Source organism: Pseudoteredinibacter isoporae, assembly GCF_011602085.1.
In the GTDB taxonomy this organism is placed as follows: Bacteria; Pseudomonadota; Gammaproteobacteria; order Pseudomonadales; family Cellvibrionaceae; genus Pseudoteredinibacter; species Pseudoteredinibacter isoporae.
Genome location: NZ_JAAONY010000003.1, coordinates 32,217 through 57,165 on the forward strand (window position 1 = coordinate 32,217; position 24,949 = coordinate 57,165).

Below are 24,949 nucleotides of genomic sequence, written 5' to 3' on the forward strand. Positions count from 1 at the left end.
CCTTTTCTCTCACTATCGTAGGTAAATAACGATTCGAATATCTTCTTCGGCAATCTGCCTTGCCGGTAGCCAAAAGCTGTGCTGCTTAACCTCGCCACCTCGCACATAGGTAACAAAATTCCCGGAAATACATACTTGTCCACGGCCTAATACAGAGCCATTAATCGAACCACCACCAAAATCGCCACATATTTTTATGGCCTCCCCGCGTCGATTATAGGCTTTGATCAGTTGCCTATAGACTCCCTTTTTAAAAGGGACGGTATATTCAATGGAAGAGGTCTGTTCACCTTTTGGAATGGTGAGCGTGTGGACTATTGAGCCTGCCGGCGCCTTTGGCAGGGGTGCTTCAGGTGGTATTCCGACCCCGCTGATGACAAAATTTTGATGGGCTTCAGACCAGATCAGTTCAACATCTTTATCCTTGTAAGGAAACTTTTGGAAGGTATGTTTTAACGATAACCCTTTAACAAAGTCTGTCGAGACACCAGATACTCTAAAACGGTGATGGGCCACAATAACCCCGTTGATTTTTAACGTTGCGCTATGGGCACCCATGCCAAAGCTGGGCCAATGCACCACCGCACCAAAGCCATTGTCTCCGCCGTTCTCGCAGCGATTTTTGGTGTCTGGTCGATGACTTCCCAAAGGAAGGCGAATCTCTTTATCATCGATAGTCACGACAACGTCTTCTACCGCCTCACAGGACCAACCACGAATAACACCAACACCACTTTCAAAGGTTCGATTGCCAGGACTTTCAAGAAAGGACTGCGCCACAGTGTTTTCCGTTAGGCCCAGAACGACCATCAAGAGCAAACACTTCCATTTACTGATCATATTTATAACTCCTTCATACTTGCCAATGTTCGACAGCAAAAATTCTCGACTGCCGTTAGAGCATCGAGTCCATTCCGGATAGGATTTTTGACCAAAGTCAGAATTCGTATCGCAAATCCCGGTGCAATTCGATGCAAGCAGAAAAGTTTATAAAGTTGATGTTTTTTGCCTATGGGGCAAATTTACGAGCCAGATAAGAGGCCTTGGTATGAAGAGGCTATTTTTTTGTGAGGCACAGGTCTTACGAAACAAACACCCTCCTTTGAGAGGGGAATTTGCCTGCGCATGTACCCTGCACTTTAGAGTGCAAAATACAAATGCCATAAGTTAACATTTCGAGACTTGTTTACACCCATTCAAGTCCTGTTAAGGTAAGAAAAATACACGCCTGTCAAGACAATTGTTCAATTTATATTAAGTTTCCACGTTTATCATTTACGACAAGATTAAGACTTAAACCTTGCTGGTTATATGGGTTTCATTTCTTAGAGCCGTATCGACGAGGAATTGATTTAATGTTTTCCGGAGCCTCTTTTTTATTTCTGGCCTCAGTGTCCTTAAGCAGCGAGCCATATAGCGCTATTACTGACCGAAAAATCTGGACAGATGACAGCCATACCGTATATCAGCAAAAAAGCGATAAGCTTTCAGCTGTAAATGCCTGGGTAAACAGTGTGCCCTATAGCTATGAAAAGGAAGACAACTGGCTCGACCCGGATACGTTTTTCACGCAGGGCGGTGATTGCGAAGATTACGCTCTCGCTAAAATGAAAATTCTGCGTTCCCAAGGCGTGCCAGCAACTCAACTAAGGCTGGTTCTGGTTAGAAACCACCTGGGCTTACCCCATGCTGTCTTATTGCATTCAAGCGGAAAAATGTTCGACAACAGTACTCTGGTATTGGACTCGGAAACTGACAAGATCGTCCCCTTGTATCGCCGAAAGGACTTAACCCCTTTTGTCAGTTTTTCCCAGAGCAATATTCACGTCCATAAAAATGGTGACTGGAATGCAGAGGTTGTATTCGATGGCCTTCCACAACACGGGAATAAATGGGCCGCTGTTCAGGGCGCCTACAACCCTACCCGACCAGCAGAGAAGCTGTAAAATATCGGCCACCCTCTAGCACTTCCCTTAGTATCAATCATCAAAAAGACTAAGCATATTTACTGAACATAAACCTTTACCTGTAAATATGCTTGCTCACACTACCTAAAAAAATTAGAAGAAACTCTTTTATACGCAAAAGTGGAATTCACTTTTAAAGGGGTGTTTTTCCAAATATTTTATAAGCAAGCTGTTTCCTTCTGAAACTTTTGCACACAACGCCACCCCACTTTCGCCTTCACTATAAGGCAGAAACATTTCTGTCATCCGCCACCATAAATATTTAACTTGAGCACTCACCTCCTCATTCGTACTGTGGCCGCGCAGTAAACGGACAACTGCTTTTTCAAATTAACGAATTAGCAAAATTGACGGTAAAAATTTATGACACACGGCATTAGAACACTCGGAAGAAACAAATCAGAAAAGCAACTCAGTGCGACATCGCGATCGTTCGCCACTCAAAAGACCCGCTACCCCGACAGTCCCCTCGGGGATTATGCAGGCATATTTCAGCACGGTCTTTTCAACACATTGGATACCATTAAAGGTGAACTCGACATTGGGGTTGTTGGACGGGGAGCTGGCGCGCTCGGCGTAATGATGTTTCTGGCTGAGCTGGCGGATAAAAACCCTGAACTCGCATTGAACGTATACAACTTCTACTACGATCCAACGGTAGAAAAAGGCGATGCAAGCTACGATGAAAAGTTTGGCCGGATTTATTCTCACAATGGCCGAGGCAAAAACGAAGAAAATATTTATCGGGAAATTGGCTGCATGAGATTCCCCTCCATTGCTACCTGCACATGGAATATGGCCAATAAAGCCTTTCCGGAGGATATCGACCAACCGCTGTCGGTATTCCCCAACCCGGGTGATGTCGCCAGTCAGTTCTGTTGGCGAGATATCGATTTCAAATACGACAACAGCGGCAGCCCCAATCCCGACTACGCACTGGTAAACGAATTCGTGGTAAACGTTATTCAGTCCCTGTCCGAAGACGTCAGGTCGAACGATGGCAATAACTGGGGTGCTTTTGGCAGCAGCTTGGGAAACGCCCCACTTCTCTACAGCCTTGTGGATGTTGAAAGACTGGGTATTAACCCGGGGCAATGGAATGCCCAACTGTTTCAGGAGTTGCTGATTCCTGGCGGAGGCCCGTATAGCGCACTACCCGAGGGTGCTTTGTTTCATGAGGGCAACATCATCACCGCTCTGGAGTATGCAGAAATCAATTACGCAAACTCACCAGAGATCTCGAAACCAGAAGCGTTTTCACAATCCATAAAGCTAGCTTGGGAAAAGTACGTCAGCGACCACGACATTGCCCTGAATGTGCTCATTGAAAGCACCATCAGAACGATTGTTGAAGCGGATCAGGATCGTTACCCACAAAGCATATCCTATTATCTTGAGCTTTTTGGTCGTTACGGTTTTGGCTCTGGAGGCTTCAGACCTTTGAACGCGGTGTCGTTCCTGGAAATCGCTCGCCTTCTTGTGTGGAACTATGCTGACGAATATCTGCTCCCCAACGCAACGGGCGATAGCACAACCGGTAACTGCGACTTGGGCATTCGATTGATGGCGTTGATTACCCGCAGTCGCTTGAACTACATCCCTAAACCCAGTTGCGAAGTGTTGTTGCTTGGCGCATTAGAAGACGGTGAATCGAGTAACTTACTCTACTATAAAGATCACACCAGCCCGGATAAGCGAATAGAGCATCAGATTGTCGACTCTGCCTTTATCTGTACCGCTCACCACAGTGCTCAGGAGGTGTTTGAACCTTTCTCTGCCAACGCGGTTATTCCCAAAGGAACCACGCTGAATAAACTCGACGGGGCTGAACTTGCGGACGATATTCACCTGCCCTTTTCCGGCTTTAAAAACCCCGAGTACAGCATCATCAACGCGTTGAAATCTGTTCATATGATGCGCAGTGGAAAGTACTTCAGCAGCATCTCTCAAAAAGCCTGGCAGGACCTGGCCCCCACCGTCAATGGTGAGCAAATCAAGCAGATTGTGCATGATAGCGATTGTGCCGCAACCTACATTCTGGACGGCGTGGACTCCAAGAATGTATTGCTCTCCTATGTTTGGGGCGACGAAGGCAGCAATGGCGGTTATCACTTTATGGCCGAAGGCCAGGCTCAACCAGGTTTGAGCGATGACTCTGGAGAGATTATTGCCCGCTTGAGAAAATCGGTTGATCGAGTAGACGACAGCAATGAGCAATGGTGGTTTGCCTCACTGATTGCTGATGAAAATCTGGATGGCAATAACGGCTATGCATACAACTGGTCGATGGATCAAGCGCGCGGAGGGTTCAAACTGGATTACCCGAAAGAGCACCATCTGGTCTCTCTGCTCTACGACAACTACCGCCTGCAAGACAGCACCGTTGCTTACAAAGTCTACTTCGCCGGATGCAGTTACAGCCATCTCGGCGGTTGGCTGGAAGGTGCCTTCATGACGGCCATTAATTCGGTGGCTGGATTTGCCAAACAACAATACGGTGAAGATTGCCTGACAAAGCCCGGTTTAAGCCTCTTTCCAAAGCAATAAGCCACCGCTTAAAGGCCTGGCTTTCTAAGGAGCCGGCAGCAGATTTCCCCTGCTGCCGGCATTTTTTGTTTTTCCGCAAGCATAAAGAACACGAACTTCACCACATAAGCTATTGTTTTTATTATCAAAGCCATCAAATTCAAGCCGTCCTTTACATATTCCCATATAGGAATATAATAAGTTCATGCCTAAAACAGCCAATACCTATGACACCTTCACCGCCATTGCCGAACCCAAGCGACGAGAGCTGATTGAGACGCTCATTGGAAAGGAAATGAGCGTTGGCCAGTTGGTGGAAATCACTCGCTGGAACCAGCCCGTGGTTTCCAAGCACTTGGGCGTTCTGAGAGATGCCGGCCTGGTATCCGAGCGCAAACAGGGGCGGCAACGTATCTACCGAGTGAATGTCAATGAATTACGCCCTATTCAACTCTGGATAAAGCAATTTGAAAAACATTGGAATCAACAGTTTGATCAACTCGATGCCTATTTAAACCAGCTGCAAAATAAAGGAGATAATAAATGAGCGATTTCTCAGTAGAACCTGCCGTCATGACCCGCGACTTTGAAGCGCCCATGCAATTGGTCTATGAAGCCTGGACCCAGGCGGAACATTTGTGCCAATGGCAAGCGCCAAATGCCGATGTGGTCTGTGAATACAAATCCGCCGAAATAAAAAGCGGAGGCTCATCACTGCACAAGATGACCATGCCAAATGGCCATGAAATGTGGTTGCTGACCAAATATCATGAACTTGATCCATTCACGACCATCGTCTTCAGGCAATATCGCTCGAATGAGGCAGGCGAAATTCTTGCTCCGCCGATGCCTAATTGGCCCAGGGAAATTGAAGCAATTATTCAGCTCAGCGAAACCGACGGCATAACCCACATGAAGTTCATCTGGCAACCAGTAAATCCGACACAAGAAGAAGCTGAAGCCTGGACTGCACATCACGCTCAAGGTGCTGGAGGTTGGGCGCGCAGCTTTGAAATGCTCGCGGCGTATTTATCCCAATAACCCGACACAGTAGACGCTGGACTCTGATACGCCCGTTATACAACCGTACAACGGGCGTTTTTAGTCATCAGTCATCTCTGATCTATCGATTCCGTTCTGAATCCCCCACCGCGAATCCAATCACCAACCTTTGCACCCTGAACCCGCGTCAAGGCACACGAAAGCGGTAACCCCCAACGGTAAGATCGCGCCATTCTTTATCTTCGGTTCCATGCTCGCCTTTCTTGAGAGCCGTCAGCAATTTATCTTTCTGCCCTGAGAAGTGACCGCCTCCGCCCTGCACAGCCTGTAACTCCTTAACTTCCCAACGATCATCAAGCCGGTTGTACATGGTAAAATCCACGCCGTATTCCTGAATATCGGCGAGAATATATTCAGGCTCACCGTCACCATTAAGATCCTCTGTGAACAATTGATACCCCTGGTTTCGGCGCATTTTCCATCGGCTGCTCGTAATACCATTGTGGATGATGTCCAGTAGCTCGGTAGGGGTTGACTCGTCAATACCCACGATAGCCGCCAGAACTTCCGCTTTAGTAGAACTCGGCTTATTCCGACGATCGTCATCAAAGTAGCTGTTGATTCTGACCAGAATTTCCGGATGCTCTTTCTTAACCCTCTGCTTTAATTCCTGCAAGGCGTCGTAGCCCGGTCTCGCCAGATCATAGCGAAAGTAGCGGTAATCAAACTCGCTAAGAGAAACCTCTCCGGATTCCAACCTCTCCATTTGACTGGCCACGGATATCTTTCGGAAATCGAGCATTGGGGAATTCACTAAAAGCATTAAGCCTAAAACCAGCAGCCCCATACGCACATTTACCCAGCTCAACTGATGCAACCATCGATCTCTAAGGCGCAATATTCCCCATAGATAGCCAAACGAGAATGCCGCAAAAACGCCCCATAAAAGGAATGCCCAACAACGCGCCAACGACCAGCCATACTGATCAACACGAAGCGATAAACCGTAAAAGCTGATTGCGCTGTAGATTGGCAATAAAGCAACACCCAGGTAAATCAGACGATGCAGCCACAGATGATAAGGTTGGGATTCCGGGTCATCTTGATACACCGCATTAATGAAAAACAGCATCAACGCCTGCATCCAGAGAATTAAAGTGCTGCCTCCGGTCTCCCATAAAGGCGCAAGCCCCGTGAAAGGCAAGGTCAACAGAAAACTCACCGAAATCAAGGAAAGAATAACAAGCAGAAACTTCATAAGCGCTTGCTGGATTCGAGTAATGGTATCGATAACACCTGCCTGACTTCGGAAAATCAGCACCCCAAAACCATTCGCTAAAGCCAATGCCGGATAGTAAAACCAGCGCTCATTAAACAAATCATAAAAGAAGTCGACCTTGATCGCCTTGAAAAGACCGGCCCACAGCATCAATACCCCCCAGGTGCAAAGCGTAAAAAGCAAAGCCAGCCCTAAGGTTAGAAAGTTACGCCAGGAGAGTCGAAACAGACGGCTATAACTTAAGACGTCTCCTGTTGCGAAATGCTGTGTGTACATTAAGGCTTTAAAGGTCGCTACGCATAGGGTCGTAACAAAGCCCGCAAGCAATCCACCGTATCGTATATGCTCCAAGGGAATGGCCTGATGACCGATATAAAACCCTAAACCAAAGAGAATCGCAGAATAAATTGCCGTCCATTGAATTATTTTTCCCGGCTTATCCCCGAGGCCGAGCAGCAACATAATCGGCGCTGCAACAGCGAGCGCATAAAAGGCAAAAAGCCATTGAGGCTCATTGTTCGGCCAGAACTTGAACTCGATGGATTGGTGAAGAATGAAAAGTGCCAAGCCCTGAAGCAGCGCAATTAATATAAGGGCTTTGGATGGAATGGTCGAGCTGTTCCCTGTTGAGCTCATGGGGCATTGTTCTCTCTTAGCGAATAGTTGTGCTGATTCTATCCCCTAAGTATCAGAATATGAAGCTCGCATGCTTCTCATTCATTTGCCACCCTTCATCCTTCACTGGCCCCCAGATTTTCGGCTCTGCAACCATGTAATTCACTGAAGAGTCATAGACTCAAGCTCGGGCTTCCAGGCGACGACCTGATTGCGACCAAGCTCCTTGGCCTTGTAAAGTGCTACATCGGCCCTGTGCAGCCACTCATCAACGCCTCGAATATCCGAAGAAATGCTGGCCAGGCCTGCACTGCTGCTCGTACCAATGACAGCATTCCTTCCAAGTATTGCAACCAGCTTGTTTACCAGAACATAGCCTTCTGCCTCTTCTATATCGCGTAAATGAAGCAGTATTTCATCGCCACCCAGGCGATATACATTGTCGACATTACGGGTGTTGGATTTGATCTCCTCCACCATTTCGATAATCGCCTGATCACCTGCCGCATGTCCCCTGTTGTCATTAATGCTTTTGAAATAATCCAGATCGAAGACGGCAATGACCGAGCTTTCCTGATGTCGTCGGAGTTTAGCAAAGCTTTCCTGAAGCATATCCGGAAGCATTCGACGATTGAATGCCCCCGTCATGGGATCAACATTTGATGCCTCTCTGAGTTGCGCCTGGATTCGGCGAATACGCGCTGAAAAAAAGCCCACGACTAAATAGCTCGCCATCAGCGAGGTAATCATTCGTATATACAGCTTGGGTTCCAGAGAAATCATGCAAAATACACAGGCGCATATAAAAATGGCGCTATTTGTGTACGCGGCAATGCGCCAAGGTAAAACAAAGAACACTGCGGCCATAATCGGATGGCACCACAAGGCACCTGTGATACCCATGTAGTAGATTGGCACTGTCGCAGAACCAACCAATGCAAACAGATTAATGAACGTAATATAAAAAGGTGGAGGCTTTTGAGTGAAGTAAACCAATCCACCCGCGGTGATTAAACTGAAGATAAAAGCAATATTAAATGCGCAAACGGTGTAGAGACCGGAATAATAATTAACAATGGTCAGCGGAGTGTAAATACAGCAACAAATGAAGATAACAAACAACCAAACCCGAACCTTGAAGCGATTTTCTCGCTGATACTGCTTGGCAGAATTCCATTTTGACAATTCAAACTGATACATAGAGGAAATTACTTCGCACAATCACCGCTCAGCCAAGCCATCGTTCCAAACGAATGGACAGCCATTAAGAAAATGAGTCGAAGGCCATTCCAAGCCCGCTACGTCATAAATTACTTTACCTCTCCAAGCCAGTATTGCAGCCCGCACCAGCTCTACACATAACTCAAGTATAGATCATTTCATACGCCAAACCGACAATCAACCGCCAGATGGGCTGCAACCGACAGTTGGAGCCCTGAAACAACAAGCACAACATTAAACATTGTTTTCCAGAAAATTTTAGAATGAAAGAGTCGTCACTGTAAGGCCGCGTAATACCATTTTAGGCATCAGTATGACTGTGTGTGATGAGGGCGCGATAAAAAATAATCCTCTTTTATTTCAGCCGACAGCCAAGCTGAACATCAGCTGAATAAAACTTACAAACAAATAGCCCCCAAATTCCACCTATAGAAAATTGGGGGCCCAGGGGCACCGCTATAGTGTTAATCAGCGTGGATTAAACAGCACTTATAAAAAGCGTCGAGCGTCTACTGCCTTTCTTTTGCGATCAATGTGAATCAGATCTTTAAGGATAGATGTGTGACCAACTCCACCAACGACGAAAACCCGACTGCCCTTCTGGGCATATTTCTGAACATTTGCGTACATTCTAAAGTTTCTATGCCACCAACTGGCCGTTGAGTCTGCCCCCGAATAGCTATTCCAGGCACCGACTTCATTCAGTAACAGATACAAAGATTTATTGTTTTCTTCCATCGCAGGATCATTGTTAAAATCAAGAATTCCCTTGAGGGTTTCGGTCTTATGAAGTTCATTCACTTTGTCAGTCAGGCTTTTAATTGTTTCACTTACCTGAGCACCAATCTCAGGGGTACTCTTCGACATCTCTTCAAAAACCGCCTTTGACTGCCAGCCAACATCCTGCTCGTCATAACAAATAACCTCAGCCAAAGCGGCCTTCTTGGCCACCCTGAATCCCAACTGTTCGTTTTCATTAACGCTCAGCTGATGCTGGCCTTTTAAATAGCCTTGGTAGTCTTTATTGATTTTCTCATTTTGACTTTTTCTGCACTCTATCAATACCTGAGTGGGCTTAAAATTATCCGCTATCCTCGACGACAGCCCGTCCAGATAAGCCTGATTGTCGGGCGTCATTACATTAATCACATCCGTTTTCACTTTATCCAAGCCCGGGTTTTCAAAGTGAAAGACTCCAAACGGTAGAATTTCTACTTTATCCTCAGCCACTGAATAATGACTGCCCAAAATGATCAATGCTGCAACTATTAACGGCTTCACAGTTTTTATAACTCCTAAATTTATTTTTCTCTGGTATTTCCGGCCAAACTTCATGTGCGCATGAGCTTAGACGGGGACAATTGAGTTAAGGATGCAGGTTTTTATAAGTCCCCTTTCCCAGCGAGCAACAAGCACAGCGAAAGATAGCGTAAGATCCACGGCCTAAAGCGTGCGTTTCGTATTGTTCCTTTTAACGCTCTCTTTGTACTATTTCATTTTGCATTCTTCACCAACAAACAGCCTGGTACCTAAAGCAGCATAAGCCGACATTCATAACACTGTCATTGATGACCGGTTAAAAATAGCGACCGATGCGGTTGCACTGCTACCCAATTCATCCATGATGTATTCACTGAATTTACGTACACATTAACAAGGAACTGAAGCATGATTTCAGAATTGCAGGGACTCACGAAAAGGCTATTGAGGCCTATAGCTGTCACCGCCCTTAGCGGGCTGCTACTTCCTGGCGCGAGCTTGGCTCGAGGAGTGTTGGAAACACCGGCCGAACTCAAGGTTCATTCGGGAATTTCAGCGATTAGCGGGTGGCACTGTACATCAACTGATATCGAAGTGCTTATCGATGGCAAATCTATCGGAAAAGCCGGTACCGGTACGATGCGAGAAGATACTGTTGGTGTATGCGGGCATGCAGATACCGGTTTCTCACTACTGGTAAACTATGGATCCTATGAGCCAGGTCTACACAAACTCACCCTTGTTGTTGACGGAGAGATATCGGATGAACGCGAGTTTGCAACAGCGAGAATAGCCGGCGATGAAACCGATTACGCCCGGGGATTGATGGGCACCACTGTCGTAGATGATTTTCCAGCTCCAGGTGATCGGGTTTATCTCTCCTGGGTTGAAGAACAACAAGGGTTTGCAGCCTATCGCATTGATAAGTCTGACATAGAGGCTGAAATTAAGACTCTCGAGTTCTTCCTCAATCGGGAATACATTGGAAGCCAGCGCGTTTACGACAATGACCCCAATTATCACCCGGAAGAAACAATCACAAATGTTGAGTTTGAATTCGACACCTCAAACCCTGACTTCGTTCTCCGAAGCCCTGTTCCTGAATTTGGTCATTGCACCTTTACCGGCGACATCCAGGTTAGCGGGCATCGTAAAATGAAGAGTGTGGGCGACTATATTTGCAATGATGGGCAACGTGAAGGTACCTACAGTCTTTCCCTGGACATACGCTCGGCGCTTCACCAACACTTGCAGGGAATTGTTCAGTTGTATGGAAACCTGGGGCTCGATGATTCAACGAACTCGGTAGATGACAGAACGATCATATTGAGTGGTTTGTCTGAGTAGATCGAGGATTTACGCAAAAGAGGCCATACAGGCCTCTTTTTATTTATTCTGCCTCATTTAACTTCGACGTATTTATACCGTGCCATCAGCACCAGAGCATAGATCAGGCATGGTGAGGTCAGCAACACAATCAAAATCGCATTCTCTAATGAGCTTGGATCTGCCGCTTTCTGGAGAACCGGCAACCCCACCTCCCCAAAATCCGCAAAGAAATCAATCAGAGCATGCACAATAATTAGCGGGTAAATTCGCTTAGTCACTACCAGCAGAATACCAAACATCAACCCAATAAAGGTCGCATAGAATAGCTGCGCAAATTCACCGTACAAACCGCTATCAAACTTGATCAAGTGAATAACACCAAAGAAAAGGGAAGCCGCGAGCACTGATAAAAGAATGCCTTTTTTACTCTTGCCAAAGTGTTTAATAAAATGAGACTGCAAAAACCCGCGAATGCTCAACTCTTCAGCAAAGCCGATTGACAGGCAATAGACCACAAATAGAGTGATATTCACGAACAACATATCTGTACTGGGGTCATCCGCAATCAGCAGGTTCAATGACACCAAATAAATCAAGGGAAATAAAAGTAAGTACCATTTCTCTGTTTTGGTATTCTTGAGACCGGAAATAGTAAAGAGCTCATTGTTTTTAATAAGCAGATAAGAAATCACAACAATTAAAACATTTGCAAAAATGCCCACGGCAGTATGGATTTGATAATCCGTAATTCCCTGTACCCAAAGCTGGTGGTAAGTGTATTCCCTCAGTAATAATACCGAAATAAACGTTACTGCAAATACCGCGATTGAACTCCAAAACTTCGACTGCATAATTTCTCCCCAATATTGTCTCTTTCATTCCCGAATTGTGCTCAAAAGCACCACCCCTTCCAGGGCAAAGTAAGCTCTCTTTGAACTCACCCATTTAGACGAGGGTATTCGACAATGGGAGTCATGGGGCCAGGACAATTTGCCGGTGACTCCCCGGATGTTTATTCCATCGAAGACCCCCAAACGTAATTTACGACATGAAACTGTCACAATTAACTCAGAAAACTCAGAAACCTCATTACCCTTCAAAAACTGTATTGAAAGCCCCACGCGAGATCTGTATTGTTTTCGGATTAGCCCTAAAATAAGCATAAAGAAGAAAAGCTATGATTCCCCAAAACCCCAATGCCCTTCTCACATCAGGGCGCCTACTGCTGGCGCTTTATTTTCTGCTACCTGGACTGATGAAATTTGCGCAGTTTGAGATGCACCTCGGACTGATGAATCGTCACGGAGTAGCCGCACCAGAGCTGATGCTGGTCATAGCAGGCCTGGCCAATGTGCTTGGCGCCCTGCTGCTGATCTTCAACCGCCATGTTCGCCTCGTTGCATTGGGGTTTGTGGCGTATATTATTCTGGTTAATCTGATGCTTCACGACTTCTGGAATTTCGAAGGCATTGAGGCTCGGCATGAGCTCCAGAACTTTATTAAGAACCTGGGCATTCTTGCGGGCTTGCTGGCTCTTGCCGGGGCCAGCGCCAAACGCACCCTTAGGCTTTCAGATATTCATAAATCTGATGCGTCGGTTTAACGCTGGTTCAACAGAATGACCATGCCCATTGAGATGCCCACTAAACGCCAGCTTGTAGCAACCATACTGAGCACAGCCTGCTCGGTATTTGTACAAGCAAAGAGTGCGACAAGCTCACAAGCCCCAACAATTGCTGATTCCGAGCTACATGGATACACACGACTCAGTGGCGGTCCTACTGGGGAGCAAATGAAGCAACGGTTAATTAGGGGCTTTGGTGGGGAGCAAGCCATTCGGAAGCTTAGTAGCTTCGGCGCCAGATTGCGGGTTTCCAGACCTGGGAAGCCCGAAGAACACTCCCTTAGCTACTATGATTTCGACAATCAGCGACTTGCTTCTTTCGATTTAAATCAGGGCGAACTCAGCCTGATCACCAATCACCGTTCTGCTCTGATCACAAACGGGGTTTCCGCAGCCCTTCCCGAAGCACAAAAAGCCCGATTGCTGGCGAATATGAAAGTGAACTTCCTTTATCTTGTACGGCATCAAGCTTTGGAGTTGCTTGGGCCTCTCGACATCCCGAGTCACACATCAGAAAGCTGGTGGCTATTTCGCACGGGTGATGATGTTTCACCGCCCTTGGGACTCAATCCCGAAACCGGGCGGATTACAAAGGTCTTATTTTCTGACCGTAAGTTCATTGTGGAAATGGATTATCAAGCACTCAACACCGGCATCTGGTGGCCCGCAAAGTTCCAGCTGTATGATGGAAAACACCTGAAACTTGAAGGCCATTTTTCAGAGGTCGAGGTTAATCAAGAAGCTCGTATAAAAACCCCGAATTGGTTCAAGCCTTCCATTGAAAGCACGACTGACATCCAATGAAAGCACAACCCTGGCACCTGACTGTGCTCACTCATTTTTCGTCACCTAATTGTCTTTGCGCAATCTACATATGCGCAAAGACTTTAAAAAAGTTCGAGGTCGATTGAATATCAATCGGCAGATGAAGTTTTCTTGAGATGTCGCTCGCAGAGAAAATGCCACGTACCTGATTGATATGCTGATCGACAACCAAAATATGTTGCTGACCGTAGTCCTTCAGCAACTCGATAACGTCCGAAATGCTGGAATCCGCAACTTCTCCGAAATCCAGAGTGAAGAGATCTTTTACGGGTGTCATCAGGTCTCGAACCGAGATATCGTTGCGCCCGATACCCTCTGAAACCTTCTGCACGATTTTTCGATCTTTAAGGTCATCCAGGCTGATAATGCCCAAAAATGCGCCATCGTGATCAATCACAAATTTCAAACGCACGTGGGCTTGCTGCATTAAACGCTGCGCTTCCACTGCCGAAGCAGACGACTCAATCACTAATGGTTGGACCTGAGTAAAGTCGGTAAAAAACTCAAGCGCCGGAGATTGACGGCTCAGGCCGGTAAGACGTTCTGGCTCAGCCAATCCCAGATTTCTGTCCGTTGGGTTAAGTGCTAATTTTTTCATGGTTTACCTCGTCATCTCTGCCCAAGAGGCTATCGGTCAATGAGTCATCATCCTGATACAACTCTGTGGGCATACATAAAGACCGCCTTTTGTGGCGGGAATACGGTTTGCGTGTTTTGCTGGAAAAACTCAACAAGCTCGGTGACTTGTATTTCGTTTAAACGGTTAGGGTTTACCGTCGCGAGGGCGGAGCCCGGATTGCGTGGGAATGTGCAGAAACAGGAGATGATGGTAAGTGTAAATTCGGGCTTAACAAGCCAGTGGCTTGTTTAATGGGGGTAAGCGAGTTCCAAAGTGGGGCGTCATCGAGTTCGTTGGTATCGAGGCTTTCAACGCTCTCCAGCAATTCTTCTACACTGATCTCCGCTGCATGAGCTGGCTTTATCGGCTCTGCGAGAGATACAGAGCTGATTGCCAACAGCAAACAGATATACAGAAGAACCCGGTACATATTCACGACATACTCGCTACTCAGTCATATGCATTCTTTACAGCGCTTATTGTCATCCACAAATTCAATGACAAACAAGCCAATCTTATTAAAGCACTGTTGATATTCTGACACAGATTATATCGCTTGGTTCGAGAAAGCACGATAAAGTAAGGTAAAGAAGCTAAAGTTGGCTAGCTTGCCTCACCTTCCTCAATTTTTTCGACCAACTCTTCCAACAGTTCGTACAATAATTCAAGCTTCCCTGGCCCGAAGCGTTCGCTGATAAATTCATAGCGCTCGCTGGACTTGGGAGCAATCTCAATAAAAATATCTCGTCCCGCTTCGGTCAGGGAAATCAGTGAGCGACGCTGGTCGCTGCTGGAGCTTTTTCGCAGGACAATACCCCGGGATTCCAGGTTCTGGATAATACGAGACAGGCTGGGCATCAGAAGATAGCAGGCTTCGGATAACTCCGAGATATCCAAATCTCCGGCGGCCTCCAGCGCACGAATCACTCGCCACTGCTGTGCCGAGAGATTATGGGCCTTTAAAGCTGGCATAAATTTCTTCATAACCGCCTCCCTTGCCCTTAACAGGGACATGGGCAGGGAGCGGTCGAAACTGCGTAAACGTTCGGACATAAAACCTCTGTTACTCTCACCAGCGACGGGACTGGTGTATTACAGGGGCTCGTCGATCACCCCATTGATCAAGGTACCCACCCCTTCTACTTCTACTTTGATCTCGTCCCCGGGCTGTAAATATTTCGGCGGATCAAAGCGTGCACCCGCGCCATTTGGCGTACCGGTAGCAATCACGTCCCCGGGTTTCAGGTGGTAGAACTTGGACAGATAGCTAATGATATATTTAAACGGGAACATCATACTAGCGGTGGTATCGTCCTGGCGCAGCTCGCCGTTTACCCAGGTGCGCACCCGCATGTTTTCATAGTCTTCTGCGCTGAATTCATCCGCGCTGACCATCCAGGGGCCAATACTGCCTGAATTGATAAAGTTTTTCCCCTGGGTCACATTGAATTTGGCATGGCGAACCCAATCCCGCAGGGTGCCTTCGTTCATGATACTCAAGCCTGCAATATGGTCGTAGGCATCTTCCTCCGCGATGCGGCGCCCCTCTTTGCCAATCACAATGACGATTTCACCTTCGTAATCGAGCTGATCGGATTCAGGTGGGCGCCACAATGGTTGGCGATGTGCGGTAAAGGAATCGCTGGTGCGCATAAACAGACTTGGGAACTTGGGTTGTTCAGAGCCATCTTTGTATTCGGCATTACGATTAGCGTAGTTCACTCCGATACAGGCGATCTTTTCAGGGGTCAGAACCGGCTGAAGCAGCTCGATATCGGCTTCCTTAAGGTCAACATCGCTTCTGGCCGCCAGCTCTCTGGCTTCGTCCAGACGCCCTTCTCTCAGAATACTGAATAGAGAGCCTTGCAGCTTTGCCCCCAAATCAATAATGCCGTCATCCTGCAGGACACCCCAGGATACCTTGTCACCGCTTTTGAAACTGATAAATCGCATAATGCCTCCAACACTGAACACTCAATATAATTAACATGTTAAGTCTATTTGCACATTAAAAACAAGCAGAACCCCAATAAATTGCCATTATATCGCTTAAAAATTAAGCATTGCATTCTTAATGATTAACATGTTAACTTAAAAAGCATCAACTATTCAGATGCTTTTCGGAGGCCATATGTCCAGCTTCTCTCACAACCAAGAAACCGCCGAACGTTACCTTCAACGATTCCAACAGAACACAACCGGCCACTTTATCAATGGCCAGATGGTCAGTAGTGCAGGCGCTGAAAGTTACGAGAACCTCAGCCCTATCGACAATGAAAGCCTGGGTAAAGTACTCGCCGGGAGCGCAGAAGATATGGATGCCGCCTGTGTTGCTGCGGAGAATGCCTTTCCGGAATGGCGAGACATGCCTGGCCAGGAACGTAAAAAACTGCTGAACCACTTTGCCGATCTGATCGAAGCCCGTGCAGAGGAAATTGCTCTGGTCGAATCCTCTGATTGTGGCCAGGCCATTCGCTTTATGAAACAAGCCGCCATTCGCGGTGCCGCCAATTTCCGATTCTTTGCTGATAAAGCACCTGAGGCCCAAAACGGCCTGGCCTTGCATCAAGCCGAGCACACCAACTACACCCTGCGCAGCCCCATTGGCCCAGTCGGCATCATCACGCCCTGGAATACGCCCTTTATGCTGGCGACCTGGAAAATTGCTCCGGCTCTGGCCGCAGGCTGCACCATAGTTCACAAGCCCGCGGAATTGACCCCGCTAAGCGCCATGCTACTTGCGGAAATCGCCCATGAAGCTGGCCTTCCCGCTGGAGTTTGGAATACCGTGAATGGTTTCGGCGAAACCGTTGGCAAACGCCTGAGTGAACACCCAGCCATTCGTGCTGTTGCCCTGGTGGGAGAAAGTGCAACGGGCAGCCACATTATGCGCCAGGGTGCAGATACCCTTAAGCGCGTGCACTTCGAGTTGGGCGGGAAAAATCCGGTGATTGTCTTTGACGATGCAGACTTCGAGCGCGCGCTGGATGCAGTGGTGTTCATGATTTACAGCTTGAACGGACAACGCTGTACGTCTTCAAGCCGCTTGCTGATCCAAAACAGCATTAAGGACAAGTTTCTGGCTGCGCTGGAAGAGCGTGTTAAAAACCTTACCGTTGGCCACCCATTGGACCCGAATACAGAGGTCGGCCCATTGGTGCACAAGGGGCATTACGAGAAAGTCATGTCGTATATGGATATCGCCAAACAAGACGGGGCAACCGTGCGCGTCGGCGGTGTTGCCCGCAAGGACCTGGGAGCGGGCAACTATGTCAGTCCCACGTTGTTCACCGAGGCAGACAACAGCATGCGTATCGCCCGGGAAGAAATCTTTGGCCCGGTATTAACCAGCATCGGTTTTGATACTGAAGAAGAAGCAATTGCCCTGGCTAATGACACCGATTATGGATTATCCGGTTATATCTGGACCAATAACAGCGGCCGCGCCATGCGCATGGCTCGCGCGGTGGAAGCTGGCATGCTGTGGGTTAATTCTGAAAATAATCGCAATCTGCCCTCGCCGTTCGGCGGCATCAAAATGTCAGGCATTGGTCGCGACGGTGGTGATTACAGTTTCGACTTCTACATGGAAACCAAAAACGTTTGTATTGCCCACGGCACCCATAAAGTACCGGTACTGGGTGCTTAGTTCAGCAGAAGGCTACTGACTAAAGAAATAAGAAAGGTATTCCAATGAAGCAACCCCTACTCGGCTTAATCAGCACCCTCACGGTTATGGCATTGGCGTTTGCCATTATTGCATTGAGCGAGCATTCATTCTTTATGGGCTGGCTGTCATTTGCAGTGATGGCCTGCATTCCCACTCAAATTATTTCAGCGTTTGTCTGGGGGCCACTGTTTGAACACATGTCGCCCCTGAAAAAAGGCCTGAGTCAAACCGCCATCAGTTTACTCGGCGGCATGATTTTTGGGGCTCTCTTGCATTTTGTGGCCGGACAAGGCTTTGGCCCTACGCCACAGTTAATGATGTTAACCATCGTAACCGTCATTGCCACATTCTGGTTGATGGTGGCCTGGAATGCCTGGCCGTTTGCTGCTGTCATTCAATCACCAATCCCGCTGGGCATTGCCATATTACTCGGCGCCTATCTGTTAGCGTATTTGGTATTTAGTCTGGCGTTTAATTATGAGTTTTTGGCATTAGCGCCGATATATATTGAAAGTCTCGATCCTAAAGGGCTATTTTCCGCCTGGCCCGCCTTGGCCTTTCTGGTCACAACAGTAGCCGTGATTATGTTGTGTCTGTTGCTGGACTTTTATCCATTGTCTCAACGACAACTCAGCGGAGCGAAAGCAGCGCTCGCGAACAGCGCCTGGATACTTTTACTGGCAGGCATTGTATTCTATCTGGGTGTGTATATCGTAAAGATCGATCCTGTGGTTTATATGGTACGCGGCCCGGTGAGTTTTATTTTCGGTGCATTTATTTTATTGAACCTGCTGGAAAACTCTTTGCTTTCCGGTTCCCGCCAACCCATTCGCGGAATTTGCCTGGGTCTGTTGGCTGCCGGTCTGGCCGGATTGATGCAAGTGATTTATCAGTGCTTCGCACAGCACTTGAACCCGGAAATCGCCGCCGGGCCAGCCGAATATCAATTGGAATTATGGTTGGCGAATGCCATGCTGGCGATCACTTTTCCGCTGATCGTTGTTATGACGGATTTTTTCGGCCAGTGGCCTCTTAAATCCAATGCATCCGACGCTGATTCACAGAATTCACATCAGGAGTAAAACATGGGACAAGTCGCCTTAGCCGCTAAAATCACACACGTACCTTCTATGTACCTGTCGGAAATGGATGGCCCCAACAAAGGGTGTCGAGACGCGGCCATTAATGGTCACAAGGAAATCTCCAAGCGCTGTCGCGAGGCGGGTATCGATACTATCCTGGTTTTTGATACGCACTGGTTGGTGAATGCAGGCTATCACATTAACTGTGCTGCCGATTTTTCGGGTGTTTATACCAGTAACGAGTTACCACATTTTATTAAAAACCTGCCCTACCAATACCGTGGTAATCCGGAGCTGGGTCACTTGCTCGCTGAAGCCGCCACAGAAGCAGGGATTCATACCCGCGCGCACAGCGACACCAGCTTACCTCTGGAGTACGGCACCTTGGTTCCCATGCGCTATATGAATGACGACGATCATTTCAAAGTGGTTTCGGTTTCCGCCATGTGCCAGGTACATAATCTTGATGACAGTCGCCGTTTAGGGCTGGCGTTTCGGGAAGCCATCGAACAACGTTATGACGGTAAAGTTGCGGTACTGGCCTCGGGTTCGCTGTCCCATCGATTCGCACAAAACGGCGTATCCGAAGAATATCTCTTTAAAGTCTGGTCGGAATTTCTTGAAACCACGGATCGTGAAGTGATCAAGATGTGGGAAGACGGCGAGTGGGACAAATTTACCAAAATGCTCCCGGAGTACGCTGAGAAATGTCATGGTGAGGGGTTTATGCACGATACCGCAATGTTGCTGGGCGTATTGGGCTGGGATAAATATCAAGGCAAAGCTGAAATCGTGACTCCCTATTTTGGCAGCTCGGGCACCGGACAATTGAATGCCGTATTCCCTGTCGAAGCGCTATAGGTAAAACCACAGACTTAACATAAACCGGAATTCACCATGGCTCACTTTATTCTAGAGTATTCAAAAAATCTCAGTGCCAATGAAATCAAGCTCGATGAGTTGTTAAAAAATCTGCACGACGCCGCTGTCGGTACAGGGCTCTTTCCTCTTGCAGGCATACGCAGCCGCGCCCACGCCTGTGATGACTATCGTGTCGCCGATGGCGACCCCGGTTTTGCCTTTGTGCATCTGGAAGTTCGTCTTGGACGCGGTCGTAGTGATGAGGAAAAACAGACCGCGGCTGATGCCATCTTTAACGCACTCAGCCAATCTTTGGACGAAGCCTATCAGCAACGCGGCCTGGCCATTTCCTTTGAGATGAATGAGCTACCTGAAACACTGAAGTTTAACCAAAATAATTTGCGCGGCTATCTGGCAGAAAAACAATCTTAAGACCAGAATCCAATTTTCAAAAACGAGTCTATTATGCAAGCAGAAGATATCAAGCAAGCCGCCGAAGAGCTTTATCATGCGGAACGCAATCGACAGCCCGTTGACCCGGTTACCCTGCGATTTCCGGATATGGAAATCGCCGATAGTTACGCCATTCAACAACAATGGGTGAACCGAAAGATTGACGATGGCCGCAAGGTGGTTGGCTACAAAATTGGTTACACATCGCGCGCCATGCAAAAGGCCCTGAATATTAATGAACCAGATTATGGGGTCTTACTGGACGACATGGTGTTCGCCGACGGTTCCGACATTGAGGTCAGCCAGTTTTGCGATCCTCGCCTGGAAATGGAGCTGGCCTTTATTTTGAAAGAAGAACTGTCTGGCGAAAACGTTTCTGTATTTGATGTTTTGAATGCAACCGATTACGTGGTTCCCGCACTGGAAATTATCGCCGCCCGCAGCCACCGGGTGCATCCGGAGAGCCAATACAAACGCACCGTTCGCGATACCATTGCTGATAATGCCGGGAATGCCGGTATTATCATGGGCGGCTGCCCGATCAAACCCGATGCCAGAGACCTGCGCTGGTGTGGCGGCATGCTGTACCTGAATGGTTTACTGGAAGAAACCGGCCTGGCGGCTGCCGTACTCAACCACCCCGCCAACGGTGTAAGTTGGGTAGCCAAACGATTTGCCCCCCATGGTGTTTCCTTAAAGCCCGGGCAAATTATTCTATCGGGCTCATTCACAGCCCCCATTCCGGTGAAGGCCGGTGATACGATTCACGCCGATTACGGCCCACTGGGCGGTATTTCCTGCCATTTTGTGTAGCGTAAGAACTTAAGAGGCAACCATGCAGCTGCAAGAAAATACATTCAAGAGCCGCCTGAACAGTGGCGAGTGCCAATTCGGTTTATGGCTTGGTTTACCCGATCCGATTTGCGCAGAAATATCGGCAACCGCAGGTTTTGACTGGCTGCTGATCGACGCGGAACACGCCCCCTATTCCCTTCAGAATATTCAGCAACACTTGCAGGCGATAGCGCCCTACAACAGTTCCGCACTCGTCAGGCCCGCCGAAGGCACGACCAGCAACATTAAACAACTGTTAGACCTCGGCTGCCAAACCCTGCTGATTCCCATGGTTGAAAACATTGAACAAGCCCGGACGTTAGTAGAAGCAATGCGTTACCCACCCCAGGGGGTACGTGGCTTGGGCACCTCAATGGCAAGGGCCGCGAAGTGGAATGGCATTGCTGATTACGCTCAGCGCGCCAATGAAAACGCGTGCTTGATTATTCAGGTGGAAACCCGAAAGGGCCTGGAAAACCTCGATGATCTGTTAATGGTAGACGGCATTGACGGGGTTTTTATCGGCCCATCGGATTTATCTGCGTCACTTGGCTATATCGGCCAACCCAATCACCCCGACGTTCAAGAGGCCATCGAAATGGCTATTCAAAAAATCAAGAATTCGGAGAAAGCCTGCGGTTTATTGTCCGTGTCCCAGGACATGGCCCGGCACTATCAAACTCTCGGTGTCGACTTTATTGGTGTAGGCGTCGACGCGGCGTTACTTGCCCAATCCGTTCGCGGTTTGGCAAAAGAGTTTTGCGGCCAGGATAACGGTTCTACGGCAGGATACTAAGCGAAAGCCTTCGGATACAACTGCGGCCAATTTACGATCTCCTATGTATTCATGTAACTGCAAGAACTACCCTTACTGCTTTGAACCTCAGCACAAGGACGAGCTGGATTTGCTGTTGAGTAACCTGAGCCCCGTTGCCATTGATAAAAATGTGCATTTCTATCAATGCGCCATTTGCCGACAGAACTACCGCATTGAGTTTTTATCGCTGGGAGTTTTGGTGCTCAAAGAACAGGTTACCGGGTTTCAGAGCGCCTAAGGGTTTTCTTTTCCGCCCTTGTAGATTTCAAAAGTTTTTTGATTACGCCTTATGTCTTCTCTATTAGTTAGTAGCTCATACTGACTTATACCGAACCTGGTTAAATTTTAAGCAGATCAGGTTTGCCATCAAATCAAAACTGAATAGTGCTTTAGAACATTCTGACTATTCGAAATAAGAACAAGCCAGCCTAAACAAAAAGTACTAATTTTATCTGCATTTAGTACTAGAGCTATTTATTCCTTGTATTCTTAAATGCGGATAACTAAAGTGAATCTCTGATACTGTTGGATGAGTAAGAGGCTTGCATGACTAAGCTTCAAGACTGGTCTATTGGGTTTGGCAACGATGCCAAGATTGACATAGACCAGAATAATAGCGATTTGGAAAACGTTTTATATCAGGCTCTCCGATATAAAAATGTGCTTGAAGCCCTTCTAAAAATTACCGACGTCTTTATTTATATAAAAGACGCTCAGCATAAATTTATGTTTACCAGCGACGCCTTCGCACGACTGACCGGTCACGACAGTTGGAAAGAACTCGTTGGCAAAGACGATTTTGATATCTTCCCGGAAGAACACGCTAAAGTGTATTTCGAGCACGAAGAAGATGTAATCAAGAAAGGAAAGACCCTCGGGCAACACGAAGAACCCTATTACAATGACAAGGGTGAGCTTTGCTGGGTTTGCACCACGAAAAATCCGGTATTCGATGATGCCGGTAATGTCGTTGGCCTTATCGGCATCAGCAAAGACATCACCCAAATGAAAAAACACCAGGAAATCATCGCCCACCAAGCCACCCACGACTATTTAACCAGTGTCTATAACCGCAAAGCTTTTTACGAGTTCGGTGAAACGATGTGGTCTAAGCTCAAACGTGAAAAGCAGCAATCCATGATGTTGTTTATCGATCTCAATGATTTCAAAAATGTAAACGACCAACATGGTCACCAGGAAGGTGATCGCGTCTTGTGTCGTTTTGCCAAACTGTTGAAACACGAATGCCGAGAGTCAGATTTACTTGCCAGAATCGGCGGTGATGAGTTCGTACTTTATATGAGCGGCGAAAAGCACGCTGCCAGCAAACTTGTAGATCGGCTCATTAAAGAAAGCCGTCAAAAAGATTTAAAGGGCTGCCAGGTCAGCATTGGTATCGCCTCAAGCCTGCAGGCTAAAAACTTGAGTGAGCTGGTACGCCAAGCTGACGAAGCCATGTACTTCGCCAAGCGCAGTAAGTTTGAGCAATTTTGTTTTTACCCGGGAGCAGAATGAGCTGCACAATCTCTGTTAAGCTGAATCTTCTTTCACATAGACCTTGAAGGTTTCACGCAATTGCCTTTCCAGTTTTCGCAAACGGGAAATCATTTCACGGTCCAGCTCATAACCTTCGGCCAACAAGATTGATCCATTGGCGGCAATCAGATCCCGATGAAGCACCATTCCGACCTCCACTTCCTCAAGACTGAGGAATTTATCAGCCGCCTGTCTAAGTAACACACCCAGCTCACTTTCCAATGAACAGAGGTGCTCCACCACCACCGGATCATAATACTGGCCCGATAACTCTTTGAGTTTTTCCAACGATTCATTAATAGCCAGTTCATTCGGCACGATCAAACCCTGGCAATACAGCATCATATCGGAAACGGCACAGAGAATTTTGGACGCGGTAGTGATTTCACTGGCATTGATTCCTTGCGGATATCCACTGCCATCCAAATGCTCTTCTCTTTGGGAAAGAATTTTGGCTGCCCCTCGTAATGGCGGCATGCTGCTCATCATACTTTCTGCAACACTGATATGGGTCTGAAACTCTCGCTGTTGCTGTACACTCAATTCCAGATAAGGTGTTTTAATCAAGGCGTCAGGAAAACCGATTTTTCCAAGGTTTCTGAAGATACCGGCATAAATAAGGGATTTGGTTTCGATATCGTCGAGATCAGACTTCTCAGCCATCTTTTTAAGCAGCAGCATCAAGCTCTGCTTACTCATTAGGCTTGGCCCCATTCTCTGTTCAATCAAACTGGAAAACAGCTGGGTGGTCTGTTGATAGTTCTGCCTGACTTTCTTGACGGAGATCTGCAGTTTTTCATTGCTTTCTATCAGCGCCTTACTGCGGGCTTGAACCTTAGCTTCCAAATCATCGTTCAGTGCTTTCAGTTGCTCATTCTGCTCAAGAACAGTGCGCTCAAGAATTCCGGTTCGATATCGGTTGTGGGTAATTTCTATGCCCTTACTGATAATGCGCCGCAAGCGGTCATCATCCCAGGGTTTTTCCATATAGAAATTAATTTTCCCTTTATTGATCGCACCAATGGTCGATTCAAGATCCGAATAGCCGGTAAGAAGGATACGTTCGGAATCCGGCCATTTTTGGGCAACCTCGCTGAGAAATTCGGCACCGTCCATGCCTGGCATTCGCATATCCGAGATCACAATATCGGCCGCCTGTTCGGTGAGCATCTCCAGAGCTTTGTGGGCACAGGTGGATGTACGAATGTCACAATCCATATCAAACAGCAATCTTTGCAAGCTGTTCAGAATCGATTCTTCATCATCGACAATCATAATTTGAATTGCTGGCAGCGAAATCTCTGCCGCTGCGCCTAAATTGTCTTTTTCGGTATCCATGCCTCGAAATTCTCTTTGGATTTCATGACCTTAGTATAAACCGAATACAAAACTTCGCCATCTCGTTTGCTATTTAGCGTATTCGACATAC

The 24,949-nt window shown here is 47.4% G+C and carries 24 protein-coding genes; 15 read left to right on the top strand and 9 right to left on the bottom strand.

Features of this window, described 5'->3' with window-relative positions; all coding sequences use genetic code 11:
* Positions 1 to 12: 12 nt before the first annotated feature.
* Positions 13 to 840, bottom strand: a complete 828-nt coding sequence (locus G8768_RS16450) for a hypothetical protein (RefSeq protein WP_166843959.1) — start codon at positions 838 to 840, stop codon at positions 13 to 15.
* 515 nt (positions 841 to 1,355) lie between these two features.
* On the opposite strand from G8768_RS16450, the gene G8768_RS16455 reads away from it, so the two are divergent.
* The 4 genes from G8768_RS16455 (at position 1,356) to G8768_RS16470 (ending at position 5,534) form a co-directional block, all read left to right on the top strand.
* Complete coding sequence (locus G8768_RS16455) at positions 1,356 to 1,946, top strand: transglutaminase-like cysteine peptidase (RefSeq protein WP_166843957.1); 591 nt, start codon at positions 1,356 to 1,358, stop codon at positions 1,944 to 1,946.
* Between the two features lie 384 nt (positions 1,947 to 2,330).
* The gene (locus G8768_RS16460; protein WP_166843955.1) at positions 2,331 to 4,514 is read left to right on the top strand and encodes a flavin monoamine oxidase family protein; all 2,184 of its coding nucleotides are present in this window, start codon (positions 2,331 to 2,333) and stop codon (positions 4,512 to 4,514) included.
* Positions 4,515 to 4,698: 184 nt separating this feature from the next.
* On the top strand, positions 4,699 to 5,040 hold the full coding sequence (locus G8768_RS16465; protein WP_166843953.1) for an ArsR/SmtB family transcription factor: 342 nt from the start codon (positions 4,699 to 4,701) through the stop codon (positions 5,038 to 5,040).
* Positions 5,037 to 5,534, top strand: coding sequence for an SRPBCC family protein (locus G8768_RS16470; RefSeq protein ID WP_166843951.1), 498 nt, complete (start codon positions 5,037 to 5,039; stop codon positions 5,532 to 5,534). The genes G8768_RS16465 and G8768_RS16470 overlap by 4 nt, the downstream gene beginning before the upstream one ends.
* Positions 5,535 to 5,682: 148 nt before the next feature.
* Here G8768_RS16470 and G8768_RS16475 read toward each other — a convergent pair whose 3' ends face one another.
* The 3 genes from G8768_RS16475 to G8768_RS16485 all read right to left on the bottom strand — a co-directional run bounded on the left by G8768_RS16475 (position 5,683) and on the right by G8768_RS16485 (position 9,945).
* The gene (locus G8768_RS16475; RefSeq protein WP_166843949.1) at positions 5,683 to 7,410 is read right to left on the bottom strand and encodes a DUF4153 domain-containing protein; all 1,728 of its coding nucleotides are present in this window, start codon (positions 7,408 to 7,410) and stop codon (positions 5,683 to 5,685) included.
* 141 nt (positions 7,411 to 7,551) lie between these two features.
* Positions 7,552 to 8,589, bottom strand: a complete 1,038-nt coding sequence (locus tag G8768_RS16480) for a GGDEF domain-containing protein (RefSeq protein ID WP_166843947.1) — start codon at positions 8,587 to 8,589, stop codon at positions 7,552 to 7,554.
* Between the two features lie 510 nt (positions 8,590 to 9,099).
* Positions 9,100 to 9,945, bottom strand: a complete 846-nt coding sequence (locus G8768_RS16485) for a DUF5694 domain-containing protein (protein ID WP_166843944.1) — start codon at positions 9,943 to 9,945, stop codon at positions 9,100 to 9,102.
* A 435-nt stretch (positions 9,946 to 10,380) separates the two neighbouring features.
* Here G8768_RS16485 and G8768_RS16490 point away from each other — a divergent pair, with 435 nt between their 5' ends.
* Positions 10,381 to 11,217 carry a hypothetical protein gene (locus tag G8768_RS16490; RefSeq protein ID WP_166843942.1) on the top strand — a complete coding sequence of 279 codons (837 nt, stop codon included), beginning with the start codon at positions 10,381 to 10,383 and terminating at the stop codon, positions 11,215 to 11,217.
* A gap of 53 nt (positions 11,218 to 11,270) precedes the next feature.
* Here G8768_RS16490 and G8768_RS16495 read toward each other — a convergent pair whose 3' ends face one another.
* Entirely contained in the window at positions 11,271 to 12,050 is a 780-nt protein-coding gene (locus tag G8768_RS16495) for a CPBP family intramembrane glutamic endopeptidase (RefSeq protein WP_166843940.1), read from the bottom strand.
* A gap of 326 nt (positions 12,051 to 12,376) precedes the next feature.
* Here G8768_RS16495 and G8768_RS16500 point away from each other — a divergent pair, with 326 nt between their 5' ends.
* The gene (locus tag G8768_RS16500) at positions 12,377 to 12,802 is read left to right on the top strand and encodes a DoxX family protein (RefSeq protein ID WP_166843938.1); all 426 of its coding nucleotides are present in this window, start codon (positions 12,377 to 12,379) and stop codon (positions 12,800 to 12,802) included.
* Between the two features lie 189 nt (positions 12,803 to 12,991).
* Positions 12,992 to 13,627 carry a hypothetical protein gene (locus G8768_RS16505; protein ID WP_167202794.1) on the top strand — a complete coding sequence of 212 codons (636 nt, stop codon included), beginning with the start codon at positions 12,992 to 12,994 and terminating at the stop codon, positions 13,625 to 13,627.
* Positions 13,628 to 13,691: 64 nt separating this feature from the next.
* On the opposite strand, the gene G8768_RS16510 is transcribed toward G8768_RS16505, so the two are convergent.
* From G8768_RS16510 to G8768_RS16520, 3 genes are all read right to left on the bottom strand, one after another.
* Positions 13,692 to 14,246 (bottom strand): CBS domain-containing protein, encoded by a 555-nt coding sequence (locus G8768_RS16510; RefSeq protein ID WP_166843934.1) that lies wholly within the window; start codon positions 14,244 to 14,246, stop codon positions 13,692 to 13,694.
* A gap of 624 nt (positions 14,247 to 14,870) precedes the next feature.
* Complete coding sequence (hpaR, locus tag G8768_RS16515) at positions 14,871 to 15,320, bottom strand: homoprotocatechuate degradation operon regulator HpaR (RefSeq protein ID WP_166843932.1); 450 nt, start codon at positions 15,318 to 15,320, stop codon at positions 14,871 to 14,873.
* A 39-nt stretch (positions 15,321 to 15,359) separates the two neighbouring features.
* Positions 15,360 to 16,220: a fumarylacetoacetate hydrolase family protein gene (locus G8768_RS16520; RefSeq protein WP_166843930.1), complete on the bottom strand. Its 861-nt coding sequence runs from the start codon at positions 16,218 to 16,220 to the stop codon at positions 15,360 to 15,362.
* A gap of 178 nt (positions 16,221 to 16,398) precedes the next feature.
* Between G8768_RS16520 and hpaE the strand changes: the two genes are divergently transcribed.
* The 8 genes from hpaE (at position 16,399) to G8768_RS16560 (ending at position 23,499) form a co-directional block, all read left to right on the top strand.
* A complete protein-coding gene (gene hpaE / locus G8768_RS16525; RefSeq protein WP_166843928.1) occupies positions 16,399 to 17,916 on the top strand; it encodes a 5-carboxymethyl-2-hydroxymuconate semialdehyde dehydrogenase in 1,518 nt (505 codons plus the stop codon).
* Between the two features lie 44 nt (positions 17,917 to 17,960).
* Positions 17,961 to 19,019 (top strand): hypothetical protein, encoded by a 1,059-nt coding sequence (locus tag G8768_RS16530; protein ID WP_166843926.1) that lies wholly within the window; start codon positions 17,961 to 17,963, stop codon positions 19,017 to 19,019.
* A 3-nt stretch (positions 19,020 to 19,022) separates the two neighbouring features.
* Positions 19,023 to 19,880 (top strand): 3,4-dihydroxyphenylacetate 2,3-dioxygenase, encoded by an 858-nt coding sequence (gene hpaD, locus G8768_RS16535; protein WP_166843924.1) that lies wholly within the window; start codon positions 19,023 to 19,025, stop codon positions 19,878 to 19,880.
* A 36-nt stretch (positions 19,881 to 19,916) separates the two neighbouring features.
* The gene (locus G8768_RS16540; RefSeq protein ID WP_166843922.1) at positions 19,917 to 20,312 is read left to right on the top strand and encodes a 5-carboxymethyl-2-hydroxymuconate Delta-isomerase; all 396 of its coding nucleotides are present in this window, start codon (positions 19,917 to 19,919) and stop codon (positions 20,310 to 20,312) included.
* Between the two features lie 33 nt (positions 20,313 to 20,345).
* Positions 20,346 to 21,146 carry a 2-oxo-hept-4-ene-1,7-dioate hydratase gene (gene hpaH / locus G8768_RS16545; protein WP_208020247.1) on the top strand — a complete coding sequence of 267 codons (801 nt, stop codon included), beginning with the start codon at positions 20,346 to 20,348 and terminating at the stop codon, positions 21,144 to 21,146.
* Between the two features lie 22 nt (positions 21,147 to 21,168).
* Entirely contained in the window at positions 21,169 to 21,963 is a 795-nt protein-coding gene (locus G8768_RS16550; protein ID WP_166843920.1) for an aldolase/citrate lyase family protein, read from the top strand.
* Positions 21,964 to 22,006: 43 nt separating this feature from the next.
* Positions 22,007 to 22,222 (top strand): hypothetical protein, encoded by a 216-nt coding sequence (locus tag G8768_RS16555; protein WP_166843918.1) that lies wholly within the window; start codon positions 22,007 to 22,009, stop codon positions 22,220 to 22,222.
* 308 nt (positions 22,223 to 22,530) lie between these two features.
* Complete coding sequence (locus G8768_RS16560; RefSeq protein WP_166843914.1) at positions 22,531 to 23,499, top strand: sensor domain-containing diguanylate cyclase; 969 nt, start codon at positions 22,531 to 22,533, stop codon at positions 23,497 to 23,499.
* A gap of 15 nt (positions 23,500 to 23,514) precedes the next feature.
* Here G8768_RS16560 and nosR read toward each other — a convergent pair whose 3' ends face one another.
* Positions 23,515 to 24,858, bottom strand: coding sequence for a response regulator c-di-GMP phosphodiesterase, NosR family (nosR, locus tag G8768_RS16565; protein ID WP_166843911.1), 1,344 nt, complete (start codon positions 24,856 to 24,858; stop codon positions 23,515 to 23,517).
* Positions 24,859 to 24,949 lie beyond the last annotated feature (91 nt).